General features: G+C 37.6%; 14 protein-coding genes. 11 read left to right on the top strand and 3 right to left on the bottom strand.

Annotation, left to right across the window (positions count from 1 at the left end; genetic code table 11):
* Positions 1 to 35: 35 nt before the first annotated feature.
* Genes CH354_RS13255 through CH354_RS13265 form a run of 3 tightly spaced genes read right to left on the bottom strand, consistent with a single transcriptional unit; the run spans position 36 to position 6,402 of the window.
* The gene (locus CH354_RS13255) at positions 36 to 3,377 is read right to left on the bottom strand and encodes a GH36-type glycosyl hydrolase domain-containing protein (protein ID WP_243396085.1); all 3,342 of its coding nucleotides are present in this window, start codon (positions 3,375 to 3,377) and stop codon (positions 36 to 38) included.
* Positions 3,335 to 5,035, bottom strand: coding sequence for an ABC transporter ATP-binding protein/permease (locus tag CH354_RS13260; protein ID WP_100727429.1), 1,701 nt, complete (start codon positions 5,033 to 5,035; stop codon positions 3,335 to 3,337). Before CH354_RS13260 ends, CH354_RS13255 begins: the two co-directional genes overlap by 43 nt.
* A 53-nt stretch (positions 5,036 to 5,088) precedes the next feature.
* On the bottom strand, positions 5,089 to 6,402 hold the full coding sequence (locus tag CH354_RS13265) for an adenylate/guanylate cyclase domain-containing protein (protein ID WP_243396086.1): 1,314 nt from the start codon (positions 6,400 to 6,402) through the stop codon (positions 5,089 to 5,091).
* Positions 6,403 to 6,608: 206 nt separating this feature from the next.
* Here CH354_RS13265 and CH354_RS13270 point away from each other — a divergent pair, with 206 nt between their 5' ends.
* The 11 genes from CH354_RS13270 (at position 6,609) to CH354_RS13320 (ending at position 14,331) form a co-directional block, all read left to right on the top strand.
* On the top strand, positions 6,609 to 7,499 hold the full coding sequence (locus tag CH354_RS13270; protein ID WP_100727430.1) for an alpha/beta fold hydrolase: 891 nt from the start codon (positions 6,609 to 6,611) through the stop codon (positions 7,497 to 7,499).
* Entirely contained in the window at positions 7,484 to 8,077 is a 594-nt protein-coding gene (locus CH354_RS13275) for a TetR/AcrR family transcriptional regulator (RefSeq protein WP_100727431.1), read from the top strand. The genes CH354_RS13270 and CH354_RS13275 overlap by 16 nt, the downstream gene beginning before the upstream one ends.
* 49 nt (positions 8,078 to 8,126) lie before the next feature.
* Positions 8,127 to 10,043, top strand: a complete 1,917-nt coding sequence (gene thrS, locus CH354_RS13280) for a threonine--tRNA ligase (RefSeq protein WP_100727548.1) — start codon at positions 8,127 to 8,129, stop codon at positions 10,041 to 10,043.
* 9 nt (positions 10,044 to 10,052) lie between these two features.
* Entirely contained in the window at positions 10,053 to 10,976 is a 924-nt protein-coding gene (locus CH354_RS13285) for a hypothetical protein (protein WP_100727432.1), read from the top strand.
* An 89-nt stretch (positions 10,977 to 11,065) separates the two neighbouring features.
* The gene (gene infC, locus CH354_RS13290) at positions 11,066 to 11,629 is read left to right on the top strand and encodes a translation initiation factor IF-3 (protein ID WP_004786692.1); all 564 of its coding nucleotides are present in this window, start codon (positions 11,066 to 11,068) and stop codon (positions 11,627 to 11,629) included.
* Between the two features lie 7 nt (positions 11,630 to 11,636).
* The gene (gene rpmI, locus CH354_RS13295; RefSeq protein ID WP_002988170.1) at positions 11,637 to 11,837 is read left to right on the top strand and encodes a 50S ribosomal protein L35; all 201 of its coding nucleotides are present in this window, start codon (positions 11,637 to 11,639) and stop codon (positions 11,835 to 11,837) included.
* 3 nt (positions 11,838 to 11,840) lie between these two features.
* Positions 11,841 to 12,194, top strand: a complete 354-nt coding sequence (rplT, locus tag CH354_RS13300) for a 50S ribosomal protein L20 (RefSeq protein WP_100727433.1) — start codon at positions 11,841 to 11,843, stop codon at positions 12,192 to 12,194.
* Positions 12,195 to 12,251: 57 nt separating this feature from the next.
* Entirely contained in the window at positions 12,252 to 12,887 is a 636-nt protein-coding gene (locus tag CH354_RS13305; protein ID WP_100727434.1) for a hypothetical protein, read from the top strand.
* 5 nt (positions 12,888 to 12,892) lie between these two features.
* Positions 12,893 to 13,210, top strand: a complete 318-nt coding sequence (locus tag CH354_RS13310) for a cell division protein ZapA (protein ID WP_100727435.1) — start codon at positions 12,893 to 12,895, stop codon at positions 13,208 to 13,210.
* Positions 13,207 to 13,791, top strand: coding sequence for a 5-formyltetrahydrofolate cyclo-ligase (locus CH354_RS13315; protein WP_100727436.1), 585 nt, complete (start codon positions 13,207 to 13,209; stop codon positions 13,789 to 13,791). Before CH354_RS13310 ends, CH354_RS13315 begins: the two co-directional genes overlap by 4 nt.
* 36 nt (positions 13,792 to 13,827) lie before the next feature.
* Positions 13,828 to 14,331, top strand: coding sequence for a chemotaxis protein CheW (locus CH354_RS13320; RefSeq protein ID WP_100727437.1), 504 nt, complete (start codon positions 13,828 to 13,830; stop codon positions 14,329 to 14,331).
* The last annotated feature ends 8 nt before the right edge of the window (positions 14,332 to 14,339 follow it).

Below are 14,339 nucleotides of genomic sequence, written 5' to 3' on the forward strand. Positions count from 1 at the left end.
AACGTATGGGTGTGAAAGAATCACTCATACGTTTTTTATTCGATTCTTATTTCGAATGTATTTATCCCTTCTTTTTGATTCTTTAAAATCATTTCTTGATTCACTTTGAATCCACCTAAACGATATGGATTTAACAAACGTTTGATTGGAATGTCCATGCCGTTGAACTGTATCGAATGAATACATCCATTCTCTGACCTAATGTCGTATGTGATTTCGAATTTTGTATCAAATCGTTCGAAGTAAATTTGTAGTCCATTCAATTCAATAGGCATCATAGAATCAAAAATGATTCCATCATGGTACAATTGTATCCCTAACAGAGACTCATAAAATATTTTTAAGAAAATTCCAGGACCACTGGAATAAACTCTCCAACCTCCTTCGAGTGGGATTTTCCCTTCCAATAACATTTCGTAATTTTTTTCTGCTTCCTCTCTATCCAAAAAACATGCATCGGAACTCGAGTAGTAACAATTGGATTGCCTCAAACGACTTTGCGAAATCCTTTTTGAGATACCGATTGGGTTTGTTAGATTCAATTGTGTGAAAAATTCCTTTGATTTACCCATATAGGCAAGTGCTTCACAATAACGCAAATGGGCATGAGTGTACATAAGGCCAATTTCCCTTCCAAAATAACTAGCTGTTTCTGCTCGTTTGAAAAAGGTAGAATTTCCTTTTTGGTATGGGACTGGTTTATTGAATAAGCGGACTCCATCAGGTCCAGTTAAGTGTTGTTTGATGATCTCTAAATGGTATTCTGCTTCTTCCAATGTGAAAACATCTGCTAGGATCCCATAAATCATGGGAAGGATACTGTATTGAATTTTCGTTATGGTGTCTTTGGGATGTAAGAAAAAAATGTTTTTTTCATTGGGAGGAAATTGAACAAGTCCTGCAAGGGTATGATTTTCCATACATTCGGAATGGATTTGTTTTGTTAGAGTATGAAATAATGTTTGGTATTCCGATTTTTTGGTCTCATTTCCGATCCAATCATAAAACCAAATTAGTTTTTGAAAGAGTAGGTTTTGTAGTTCCGCGGTCCAGGTGCTCACCGCTTGGGATTGAAAAGAGAGTTCCTTTGGTTGCATCGAATCATTCCAATCACCATTTCCGTATTTAGGTAAAATTGTATTTTGAATGAATCGATTTTTGATTTCGAGTAAAGTGATTTCAATCCCTTTTAAAATACTCCGTTTTGAAGTTCTTGATCGGTTAGTGGTAATTTCATCTAATATGGACCTGTCATTACTTCTTTCTAAATAGGTTAACATGCTGATGATAGGCCAATAAAGTATGTCCCCATGGGAATCACTTGCTCTAATGTATTTGTCCCTTTCGTATAACATAAACCATTGTGGCCAATCTCCGTCTTCATTTTGTTCGCAAAAAACGTGGAGGAGTAATTCACGTATGGCAGAAAAATTTCCAGATGATAAAAGGAATTCAAAAGCTCCTTGGCATACATCCCTTGTTCCCCAACCACCACCTGAAAATTGTTCTAATCCTCTTGGATTTAAAAAATGAATTTCAGCATTTTGTTTGTACCAAGGTAAGATATCAATCATCTCTAAAAGTTTTACGTCATTAAGAGTAATTGCAGAATTTAGAAGGGATTGGTGTTCGATCCAATTTGTATTTTTGGGAACAGAAGACATTTTATTTTTTTTCTCATCAGTCAATTCTCCGTAAATTTTGAACTTTAGTTCGCATTGAATTTCTGTTTTGATTGTGAGATAAGGCAAACCAAGTGACATTTCCTTTTCAAATAACAAACGATCATCAGAAACTAAAAATCGTGTTAGCTGGTCTGAATGAATTCGAAATCCTTTTCCATCCAATCTTTCATAAAGGGAACTCTTCTGATTTGGTGTTATGAAAATCGATTCTTTTTCTATCTTTATGTTAGGTGGTAATGCTAATTCACCGTTTTCGCCATCAAGTCCCGTAGAGAAGGAAAATAAAACTTCCAGTGGCGAACCAAACGAATGGACAAAGGACAAGGATATTGCATCATCTAGATTGGACTTTACTTGTATTTGAATTGTATTTTCTTCGAGGAGATACACCCATTCCAAAACATCGGGTAAACATGTTTGGTAGGATGGATTTCCCAATCGTTTCCAAACAGAATCTACCTTACAAAAAATACGGAGGCCTTTGGAAACACTCATCCCTAAATCACCTGTTTTGCGAGACAATAAAAGGTTTAAACTTGTGTGACCTTGTGTGAGTTGGGAAAGAAAGATTCCATTAAAATAACAAGTAGTCGTAAGCGAGGATTCATTGGGACCATATCCGTTGCCTGTTCTAAGGATTTGCCCTTGAGGTCTTAAGCAAAGGATTTCTTTTTCTTTGAGTGTCACATGTTTTGATTGTTCGGTAAAAAAAGAAAGTAAGGTTCCTTCCTTACTGAATTCAATGTTCCTCCAAGGATTCGGAAATAGTTCTTTTAATTGATTTTCTCTAACAAGACCACCATCGATACTTTCTCCAAGATGGAACAAACTAAGGTTTGTTTCTCCTTCATTTTCCCTTTCCAAATCACAAGCCTCCCAACCTTTTTGGCAAAGTTTGATTGTATCGGAGATAGAAGGTACACGATCTATACTAACCAAGTTTTCAATGAGGAAAGAATAAAAATGGCATCCAAATGATTGGTTCGGTTCTATTTTGATTGTTTCTGTTCTAAGTCCCACAATCGAATGTTCTCCTTGGAGCCTTCGGTTGGGAAACTTAGACAATTTACCTCTGTGGAAAATATCCCAACCGTCTGTCGCATAAGAGTTGATCGTTTGGTCGGAAAAATTAAGGCAGGCTGGATGTTTTCCAAATACAGATTCATTCTGTCTTGATAGAATGGCAATGCCAAAGTCTTTCGTATCCAATACTTCATGGTGGATGTATTGCGAAACAAATGCTTCGTTGAGTTTTGCTGAAGAAACATCACAAAGTCCAAGATCACATGTATTCACGAAACGAATCGTCACAGAATCATCTTTCAGATTAGTCACTTGTGTGTACATTCTCCAACAATTGATTGTTTCGTGTAATTGTAGTTTTGTGATGATTTCCAAACCATCAATGTTTCGTTGGATGGAAATTGAGTTTTCTGAAGTTTTGATTTTGGGAGATCCAAAAGGAGAAAATAAAGGAATAACGGATGTTTGAGAATTATTTTTATATTCAATCGTTAGATTGGTAAGGCTTGTTTCTAATTCGTTTCCAAAATACAAATTTACGAATATGTTATTAAAAAAAATAGAATGGATGGAAAGATTGGATAAAATTTTAATTTTGAGTCCAGATTTGTTATGGAGTAGATACATCAGTTTTCCTTTAAGAATGGACTCATAGTATTCAATTTCCATTTTCCAAAATGACCAAAGTTTAAGTGGTAATCATATTCAAGTGCGGTTTCTTCCCCTTTTGCTAGTATGATGGTAGTGATTCCTAAAGAATGAAAATTCTTTAAGACCTTCGAAACTTCAAATTTTCCGACACTGGAAGTTGGTCTATCAATGACTACAAACTTAGGTTTTGCAAATTGGATTCTGATTGTTGAAATTTTGAATTTTTCGGCTAATGAAAGTTCGTCGTCCCATTCCTTGAGTGTTGATAATCCACCTAATCGTTTGACAAGGGTGTCTAAATTATGGTTTTTTAATTCTTTCATCACCCTTGAGTCTGGAATTGAATTCCCAAGAATTGCGGGAACGATAACATTACGTAACCTTCCCGGTGGAAGGTAAGGTTGTTCTGGTAAAAATAATACTTCGTCACGATTAGGTTTTAAGATTCGACCTTCGTCTTGTCTGTTTAAACCCGCTAGCGTTCTAAAAAAGATCAGTTTTGTGTTTTCATCAATCGACGTAATGAGCCAACGTTCTTTTCTTTTGATTTTTAGATTCAGGTTTTGGATGATATATTTGGATTTGTCATTTGCATACAAACTAAATTGATCAAAAATGATCTCATCTAAGTGGAAACTTTCTTTTTCTTTTTGTTTTACTGTATGAATTGATTCTTCCATTGCAGTATCTAAATATTGTAATCGTTTTACTACAGCGCTAAAGGATGAAATAGATTGGAATTGAGTGACGATTAAAGAAAATGCATTCAATAATGTAGTAAATGCAAGTCCAGCTTGTGTAATCACTCCAAATTGAATTTCGCCCCTCATATAACTTGGTGCGATGAGTAACATTGGAATGATTTGAATGAAATAATTGTAACTATTGGTAAAAAGACTTAACCGAAAATTGACAGATATTAATTTTTTAAAGTTAGTCACTAGTTTTTTCAATTTTGATTTTAATCTAACGGACATTCGTAATTCACGATGGGTTAGGGCAATGGACTCTGCATGTTGTTTGATATGAAGTAAATCTGACCTATAATTTGCCTCTAAATCGAGTTGGTTGTAGTTGATTCGAATCAAATCTTTACCCAAAAGGATTGTTGAAATGGTTCCAATCATAGCATAGAGTACAGCAACAAAAAATAAAATTGGATTGATACTCCAAAGTACACCTGCAAACGAAACAGCAGAAAAAACTCCTCCTAAAAACAGTAAGATAAAAGACAAAGTAGTTGTGGTGAAGGCTTTCACATCATCTGTGATCCTTTGGTCAGGATTTTCGATACCTTTTTTGTTTAGAATGGAATGGTAAGTTTTTTCACTTAAATACGATTCTGTAAATTTCCAAGTTAACTGCTCTCTCCATAGTACACCCAGTCTTTCCTCAATAAATCGATATATAGCTCCAATACCTGATGAAATGATAAATACGACGCCATACAACAGGGCATAGTGGAGAAATGACTGAGAGTTTTTTTGTTCCAGAGCTGAAATAAAATCTCTACCTACAAAACTATTGAATACATTAAATCCATTGAATGTTATGACAAGTAGGAGTAATAATATACTATATCGGATAGCCGAGGGTCCTTGTTTTGAGTGAAACAATTGTGAAATGAATCGAAGTAAATGTTGAGTAATGGATAGTTTGTTAGGTTCTGATAGCATGAATGAAATTTGATATTATTTGAATCAAATTTCATTGGATTGCAAGGTTTATTTTAAGATTCTAATAATTGAATGGTGATATCGGTCCAAACTTCTTTTAAAACCAATGAAATCGTTTGGTTCCACAACTCGTAAGAAGATTCTTCCAATGTATTTAATAATACAGGAACAAGTTTGGAGAAGTTTTCTATTGGAATTGACAACATGTTGTAATGGTTTGCTAATATTGAAATTTCTTTTTTTAAAGATTTTGGGTTGCCAAGTTTATCAACAATCGATTCTAAGATTTGGAGTAAAGGAATTAAATCTCCTTCGTTTGATGCTGAGGAATTTTCCAAATTTACGTTTTTGTTTCGAAAAGATTCTAAATTGTTTTCGTAATTATGGATCCATTTGGGGTATTTTGTATTCAGTTGATCAAAGTACTGTTGGGTAAGTAGGATGGAATCTTTTTCTTTGAAGCCGATCACAGAGTATGCTTTCATCACATCCGATTTTCCTCTCAGTTTTGTGATTACTTTTTTATCAATGGACAATAATTTACCAATTGTATCATAAATGACATCAGATACCAAAAAACGGGTGTTTGTTTTTTTATTTAATGCTTCGAGCCTACTTGCCACATTGACTACATCACCTAAAACGGTTTGGCTCTTAAACTCGGAATGGCCAATATCTCCATAAATGACATTCCCTGCATGTAGTCCTAATCGAATATCAAATGTAAAATTGAAACGATCTTTCATTTCTATATTGAATTTCTGTAATTGATCAAACATTCGTAAACAAGCACGAATAGCAGATTTCATTGTTTCAGTTTTGAGATTTTGGATCTCTTCTTCTTGGGATTGTTTGGACCCTTTTGCATTAGAAATTTGAAAAAATGCTAAAATTCCATCACCAATGAATTTATCAATTTCACCACCATTGTTGAGAATGGGTTCACTCATTTCATGAAAAAAACGATTTAATACAAATACAACATCATAAGCTAAATTGGATTCTGTAAAAGAAGTAAAACCTTTGATGTCCAAAAATAAAATGACTGCAAAACATTCTTCGCCGGTGTTAGAAGACTTGGACTCACTCGTAACTGTTTTTAAATCTTTATTATCACGAATGATCCTTCTCACTCCAATGTCTCCAAACACTTCGGTTTGGCATGCTAATCGAATTTCACTGGGCCACCCTTTGCGATCTGCAAGTAATTGTTCCCTTTCGTTTCGGTTGCTTAAATTGGAAATTCCATCTGAAACATAAACACGACAAGTGGTACACTTTGTATTCCCACCACATAGATGGTACAATGGATATTCATGTTTAAGTGCAGTTTCTAAGATTGTTGTCCCTTTTTTTTCCGATTTCAATCGGGTGGTTTCTTTGTCGTAAAATATGATCTGCAATTTTTTGAATCCGAGTTTAAGGTGGTTGGGTTTAAAATAGGGGAAATTTGGAACCGTAGCAAGTAAGAATTCTCGTTTTTTTTTACAAAATTGTAGTGATCGAACCACAAAATCAAAAAAATGATAAAAAACTAATTGCATTAGTTAAATAAACTAATTATATTAGTTTTATGAAAGTTCACTACCACTATTTCCCCATTTTACTACCGATTCTTTTCCCATTGTGCCTTTGGGCAGATGATTTCCCAAAAAACGAGAAACCAATCACTTCCTATTTCGCATTAGAAGAAGGAAAAATTGCGTATACCAAGTCGGGATCAGGGAAACAAAATTTTATTTTATTACCTGGAATTGGAGATCGAAAGGAAAGTTATTCTGATTTGGTCCATTTATTAAAAAACGACGGAAATGTATATACCTTTGATTTGCGAGGATTGGGTGAATCAGATGTTAGTTTTACATCTTATGGACCAAAGGAAACTGCTTTGGATATTCTTTCTTTCATCCAGAAAAATAATCTGCAAAATGTTTATATCATAGCCAATTCGATGACAGCTGCATCAGCAGTGTACATTCAGTCCAAAGAAAAAAAACGAGTGTTAGGAATGGTTTTATCAGGACCTTTTGTTCGAGACAAAGAACCTATGTCTTGGGGTTTAAAATCTATGTTACAAATTGCCTTTCGTGGTCCTTGGGGGCCAAGTGCTTGGGCCAAATTTTATGAATCTCTTTTTCCGATCCAACCGCCAAAAGATATCGAGGAACGTAAGGAAAAACTCAAAGAAAATTTAAAAGAAGAGGGAAGGATGGTCGCACTTCGTTCTATGTTATTTGCACCAAAAGAGGAATGTGAAAATGAACTTGCCCATGCAAAAGGGAATCACATCATCATCATGGGATTAAAGGACCCCGATTTCACAAATCCAGAAGAAGAAACAAATTGGATACGGGATACCATTGGTGGAAAGGTATATCTTTATGAAAATGGTGGGCATTATCCCTTTGTAGAAGAACCCAACCGTTTCTATTCAGATATAAAATCATTATGGCAAAAAAAATAAAAAACAAAATCGGAAGACCCAAAAAAGGCCAAACCCAAATCAGTCGTAGTTTGATTCTGGATTTGGCTTGGGAAACCATTCAAAACGTGGGTTTTTCTGAATTTCGTTTGGCAACTTTAGCAGAGACACTTGGCATTCGAACTCCATCATTATATAACCATATAAAGGACACAGAGGATATATTTGGTGAGATACGAAAGAGAGCCTTGCAAGTATTAGGTGATAGGTTGGAACAAAATTTAAAAAAGTCCGATCCCACAAAAGAACGGATTCGAAACTTTTTAAAATCCTATCGAAGTTTCGCCAAAGATTTCCCTCATATGTACCCTCTTGTCATTGTTGCTACCGAATCGGATCCGGAACTCAAATTACTTGGGGATCGTATCTTACAACTCTGTCTGTTTGCATTCCAATTTGAAACATTAGACAAAGAAGTGGTCCATCGGATTCGGATCATCCGTTCTCTGGTACACGGATTTATTGAACTAGAACGAGAAGGAGGTTTTGGCCGTAAGGAGTCTATCGAGGAAAGTTTTATGAAACTAACAGAATCTCTCGAAACAGGAAAACTCTGGTAAAACTTTACTTTTCGGGAGAATGCGCGTGCGAAAACCTGGGAATACACTTATGGCAGCACTTACGATTACATTACCCGATGGAAGTTCTAAGGAACTCGAATCAGGAAAGTCATTTTCTGATTTTGTCCAAAACCAACTGCCTTTCTTAAAAGAGAAAGCTCTTGCCGTTGTCTTGTCCGATGGACGGACTGTTGATTTATCTTTTGTTCCTACCGAAAACACGAGTGTCAAATTCCTCACCTTTGATGACAAAGATGGAAAAGAAGTTTTCCATCACTCATCTGCCCACTTACTGGGGATGGCCGTGCAAAGGTTATGGCCTCATGCAAGACTCACTGTGGGTCCAGTCATCGAGAACGGTCCAGGGTTTTTCTTCTATGACATCGATTTTGGTGAAACCATTATCACTGTTGACGACTTACCTAAAATCGAAATGGAGATGGGAAAAATTGTCAAGGAAGACCTTACTGTTAAACGTTGGGAACTTTCCAAAGAAGAAGCCATTGAAAAATTTAGGAAAGAAAACGAACCATACAAAGTAGAACTCATCCAAGGTTTTGAATCCGCTTCTGTTTCGTTATACGGGCAAGGGGAATGGTATGACTTATGCCGTGGACCTCACGTGGCACGTACAGGCCAATTAAAAGCCTTTAAACTCACTGCTATTTCTGGTGCGTATTGGAAGGGTGATTCCAAAAACAAACAACTCACTCGTATTTATGGTGTGTCATTTCCCACCAAAAAACAATTAGATGAGTACATCTTCCTCATCGAAGAAGCCAAAAAAAGGGACCACAGAAAACTCGGGAAAGAACTTGATCTATTTAGTTTCCAAGACGAGGCTCCAGGGTTTCCGTTTTGGCATCCAAAAGGTACTGTCCTTTGGAACACTCTTGCATCTTATATCCGTGAAGAATGTTTTAGACGTGGTTACCAAGAGATCAAAACACCTGCGATTTTAAATTCTTCTCTATGGAAAAAATCAGGGCATTGGGATAATTTTAAAGAGAACATGTACTTCACTGACATCGATGAAAGTGAGTTTGCTGTTAAACCGATGAACTGTCCTGGGTGTTGTTTGATTTACAAATACCATATGCATTCTTATCGGGAATTACCTCTTCGGTTTATGGAGCTCGGGAATGTTCACAGGCATGAAATGTCGGGAGTTCTGCATGGACTTTTCCGAGTCCGTGCGTTCACACAAGATGATGCGCATATCTATGCACCGTTAGAAAAAGTAGAATCCGAAGTCGAAGACATCATCGATTTTACATTTGATGTGTATAAAAAATTTGGATTCACTGAATTCAAAACGTTTATCGCGACAAGACCAGAAAAGTCCCAAGGTAGTGATGATGATTGGAACCTCGCCACACAAGCATTACATGATGCTCTAAAGAAAAAGGGTATCGAATACGGGATCAAAGAAGGGGATGGTGCATTTTACGGACCAAAGATTGAGTTCAACATCAAAGACTCACTTGGTAGATTATGGCAATGTGGAACTGTTCAAATTGACTTTTCCATGCCAAATCGTTTTGAACTCGACTTTACAGCATCTGATGGAAAAAAACATGCACCAGTCATGATCCATAGAGCGATTTACGGCTCACTCGAACGATTCATTGGAATTCTCATCGAACACTACGAAGGTAAATTTCCACTTTGGTTAAATCCGATTCAAATCCGTGTCTTAACTGTGGCAGAAACTCATAGTGATTATGCTAAAGAAGTATATCAAGATTTAGTAATGCATGGATTTCGAGTCGAACTCGATGTTCGAAATGAAAAAATCGGAAGTAAAATTAGGGATTCCATCATAAAACGTAGTAGTTATACGCTCATCCTTGGGGATAAAGAAAAAGAAGCGGGTAGTATTTCCTACAGACGAATGGGAGAAGAAACAACAGAAACAGTTTCTCGTGATGGATTCCTTTCTCTCCTCAAAGGGGAACTCAACTAAAGAAATTTCTTGACTAACACTGGTGGGCAAGTATGGTTCCTACCAGTGTTCAAGAGTCCAATTGTATCTACATCGAAAGAACCAGTTACTTTGTATCTGGACCTTCCGATCCATCCCCCGTATGACGTCTGTGATGCGTACGATGCCATCCCCATGATGAGTCTTCCCATTACAGATGGTGTAACCCTCGGATGGAAGGTGAGTCCTATGCAATTTGTGGATGGAACGGGGAAAGATGTATCCTTTGATTGTCCAAACATAGTCATCACTGGGGGACAAAATTTAGGGAACAAGGCAGTTTCTTTGTACGTTGTCGCTGCTTTTTACGATGTTTCCGATCGGCTATTGTCTTGCCAAACTTCCGAACACTGTGTCCAACCTTGGGAACGTTATGATGTTCCAGGTTTATGGAGCCGATTTCCGTTTTCCATCTCTGAAATTTCACGAGTCTCCTTACGAATCACCATCTCCGGTTGTGATGCAAAGGATCGGATCGAAAGTCCTTTCCCCTTCAGTTCGGCAAAACCTTTTAAAAAGGAATCCAAACGAGAGTGGAAACGGGCCGATCATGTAGTTGGCACTTACGGTTTCCAAAAATGGAACCCAGGCAAAGGGGAACTTTTGTATGCCACAGAACCCCTCACCAAAGAAAATAAACTGCGATTCCGATTGGAACGGAAAGAAAACCAAGGGTTTCATTACCTGGCAATTGTTCCGTCCACAAACCCAGTTCCCAGTGACCGAAAGTATGACAACCTCATCCAATATGTGTTGTATGATGAGTCCGGTCGGATTTGCCATGGAGGGTCTTGTATGGGAATGGGAAACCATGGGGAATACCGATCCCTTGTCCCCATTTTACCCGAAATCCTCCAAAAAGAATCCCTTTCCATCGAATATGTGGTGTGGGAAGGGCCTTCAGGAACGCTTTAACCCCTGAACAAGGGCATTTGCGAAGAAATGTACTTGCGTGCCTAGTTTTTCATCCGAAATTGGAAATTGAAAGAAATTTCGGAGACTGAATGCAGAAACGGCCCAACCCTAGAGGGAACCCAAACCAAGATAAATTCGCCCACATCAGAATTAACGAACAAATTACCAATGTAGCATCGATTCGACTCGTCAGTGACGAAGGATCTGATATCGTTACTCTGGAAGAAGCTCTGAGAAGAGCTAAGGAAGCTAACCTTGATTTGGTGGAAGTCTCGGGAGACCAGGATGTTCACGTCTGTAAGCTGATCGATTTTGGAAAATACAAATTCGAACTTCTTAAAAAAACGAAAGAAGCGAAAAAAAAACAACACGTAGTCACGGTGAAGGAAATCAAAATCCGTCCGCGGATTGATAACCATGACTTCGAGATTAAGAAGCGTCATGCTTTAGAATTCTTGCAAAAGGGTGATAAGGTAAAAGTGACACTTCGGTTCCGAGGCAGAGAGATGGTTCACTCTGAAATTGGAATGAATATTGTTAACCGGTTTGTCGAGGACCTAAAAGAGCATGCCTCTCCCGAAAAAATGCCGGTACACGACGGAAAGACGATAGTTGTCGTGATGAACCCAATTAGTGAGAAAGCTAAAGGATAAAAAAACTATGTATAAACTAAAAACAAATAGGGCAGCAGCCAAACGTTTTAAGTTTACCAAATCTGGTAAAATCAAACGTGGTTGTGCGTTCCGAAGACATATCTTAGAGAAAAAATCTCCTAAGATGAAACACCAAAGCCGTGGAATGCATCTCATCCATGAAACCGACTATAACCGTGTAGAAAAACTTCTACCTTACGGAGGTTAAACGATGCCACGCGCAGTCAACGGAACCATTCATAAGAATCGTAGAAAGAAACTACTTGCGAAAGCAAAAGGTTTTAGAGGTGGACGTTCTAAACTTTTCAGAACAGCTAAATCAGCTGTGATGAAAGCAGGTCAATGGGCATACCGTGACCGTAGAAAGAAAAAGTCCGAATTTCGTAAACTTTGGATTACGCGCATTAATGCTGCCGTGAGAGAAAATGGAATGTCTTATTCAAAATTCATCCACGCCCTCAAAACACAAGGTATCAACTTAGACCGTAAGACATTGGCTGATCTTGCTTACAACCACAAAGAAGTATTCAACGCCATCGTCGAAAAAACCAAAGTCGCTAAGTAAATTAGTGCTTGATAGGAATGGAATAGCTCGTCTATTCTATTCCATCGGATTGTTATCATGTTAAAAATCGAAACCATTGAAGAGCTAGAAAGTAAAGTTGTTAAGGCCCTTGAACTCATCCAGGACCTAAGAACAGAAAATGCACGCCTAGAGACGGAAAACGAATCCCTCCGCGCGGAAAATGACCAAATGAAGCTCGCAATGGAGGAAAAAGAGCGCGAACTCAAAACACTTCGTTCTCAACTCCAAGACGCGACGGACGAATTAAACCAACTCAAAGAAAGAGAAGGTTTACTCGAATCCAAAGTCCACCAACTCCTTGGAAGATTAGATGGCCTCCCAACCACTGGAAGTTCCACACCAAAAGCACCAGCATCTGTGGATGCACCTGTTCCTGTTGCGGAACCAGTTGCAGCTGCGGTGACTCCAAGTCTCACAACAGAAGACGATGATGAAATTATCTTACTTGATGAAGATGAATCAGAATTCCACGGGGAAGATGTTTTAGAAAAAACACCTGCCTCTGCATCCTTTGAAAAAGAAGAACTCATTGTGGAAACTGATGATGAAGTGCCAACGGTTGAGATTGATGAGGATGACGATATCATCATTGATGATGAAGATGAAGCCATTAGTGTATTTGATGCGGATGATGATGATGATTTTCTCATCATCGAAGACGATCCTAAATAATCCATATGGCAGACTCTGCCCAAAACTCTCATAAAATCACCAAACAAATATTTGGTGAAACCTATACGATCGTAGGAGAAGCATCTTCAGGGTATATTTCTGAAGTTGCTGATTACGTAGAAACTCGCCTTTTGGAATTGGGAAAAGTTTTACCCAATGCATCCAAAACCAAAATTGCCGTACTTTGTGCACTGAATCTAGCCGACGAGTTATTCCAAATGAGGGATGTCACTGCCAAAGTGAATGAAAATCCTGAATTGGAAGAACGTACGAAAAAAATTATCTCTTTATTGGAAGAGGGAATCATCGGGGACCATTTTTGAATTCGATTTCCAAACAAGACGCAAGGAAGATCCTCAAAACAAATATCCAAAAACTGAATGACCGAGAAGAATTAGAATCGGCAATTCTCAAAAGACTATTTCCCTTATTACAGGGGAAATCCAAAATCATCACATATGTTCCTGACCTAAACTGGGAAGTAGACATATTACCCATCATCGAATCATCCCCCTTACCAAGACCTACAAGTTTTATTGAATCCAGGCATTCTGCAAAGTGGTACTTTCCAAAAGTGATTGGAGACAAGGGTTTATGTTTCCTTCGTCCGTTCTCTTTTGAAAAAGGTCCATATGGAATCTTTGAACCAATAGGAGATGAGGAGATTTCCGTAGAGGAAGCGGATTTAATCCTGGTTCCAGGTCTCGGTTACCATGAAAATGGATTTCGCCTTGGGCGAGGTGGTGGGTATTATGACCGGATTTTGCACAAAGAATCTGTGCAAAAGAAAACAATAGGGTTTAGTTTTTCTAAATTTTTTCCCGTCCCATTCCAAGTAGAAGAACACGATGTTAAAGTCGGAAAAATGATTACGGAATTTCAGATTCATTCTTTTTTCGATTGAATCCACGTAGGATTCTGACACGATTCCAAGAAGCATATGGACCAAGAAAAACTCCTCACATCCCTTGCGGAAAAAACCAAAATGGAACAAGAGTCTGATTTAGGAGACCTTGAACAATTTCTTACCTTTACGATCGAAAAGGAATTTTTTGGGATCCGATTGCTTCTGGTTCATGAAATTTTAAAACCCGTTCTCATCACTCGTATTCCAAATGTAGAAGATTACATTTTAGGAGTGATTAACTTAAGAGGGGAAATCATTCCAATCATTGATTTGAAAAAAAGATTCCATAATACTGATTCTGACATCTATCCCATCTCACGTATCGTAGTGGTTATGTTAGAGGAAAAACGGATTGGGGTTTTAGTGGATGAAGTCAAACAAGTTGTGAAAATCCAAAAGGATTTTATCAGTTACACAACAGATGACTTGTCGTTAAACTATAGTAAGATGGTCGAATCGGTATCACGTTACGAAGACCATTTGATTTTGAATTTGGATTTGGAACAAATTGTTAATTTTGTTTCTACCACAAAGTAAGGAATAGG

Source organism: Leptospira levettii (assembly GCF_002812085.1).
In the GTDB taxonomy this organism is placed as follows: domain Bacteria; phylum Spirochaetota; class Leptospiria; order Leptospirales; family Leptospiraceae; genus Leptospira_A; species Leptospira_A levettii.

Bases quoted from the DNA above. Each gene is read 5' to 3' on its own strand.
- rpmI (WP_002988170.1), top strand. From the start codon at position 11,637: ATGTATAAACTAAAAACAAATAGGGCAGCAGCCAAACGTTTTAAGTTT.
- thrS (WP_100727548.1), top strand. From the start codon at position 8,127: ATGGCAGCACTTACGATTACATTACCCGATGGAAGTTCTAAGGAACTC.
- CH354_RS13275 (WP_100727431.1), top strand. From the start codon at position 7,484: ATGGCAAAAAAAATAAAAAACAAAATCGGAAGACCCAAAAAAGGCCAA.
- rplT (WP_100727433.1), top strand. From the start codon at position 11,841: ATGCCACGCGCAGTCAACGGAACCATTCATAAGAATCGTAGAAAGAAA.
- CH354_RS13310 (WP_100727435.1), top strand. From the start codon at position 12,893: ATGGCAGACTCTGCCCAAAACTCTCATAAAATCACCAAACAAATATTT.
- CH354_RS13320 (WP_100727437.1), top strand. From the start codon at position 13,828: ATGGACCAAGAAAAACTCCTCACATCCCTTGCGGAAAAAACCAAAATG.
- CH354_RS13305 (WP_100727434.1), top strand. From the start codon at position 12,252: ATGTTAAAAATCGAAACCATTGAAGAGCTAGAAAGTAAAGTTGTTAAG.
- CH354_RS13260 (WP_100727429.1), bottom strand. From the start codon at position 5,035: ATGCTATCAGAACCTAACAAACTATCCATTACTCAACATTTACTTCGA.
- CH354_RS13255 (WP_243396085.1), bottom strand. From the start codon at position 3,377: ATGGAAATTGAATACTATGAGTCCATTCTTAAAGGAAAACTGATGTAT.
- CH354_RS13270 (WP_100727430.1), top strand. From the start codon at position 6,609: ATGAAAGTTCACTACCACTATTTCCCCATTTTACTACCGATTCTTTTC.
- infC (WP_004786692.1), top strand. From the start codon at position 11,066: ATGCAGAAACGGCCCAACCCTAGAGGGAACCCAAACCAAGATAAATTC.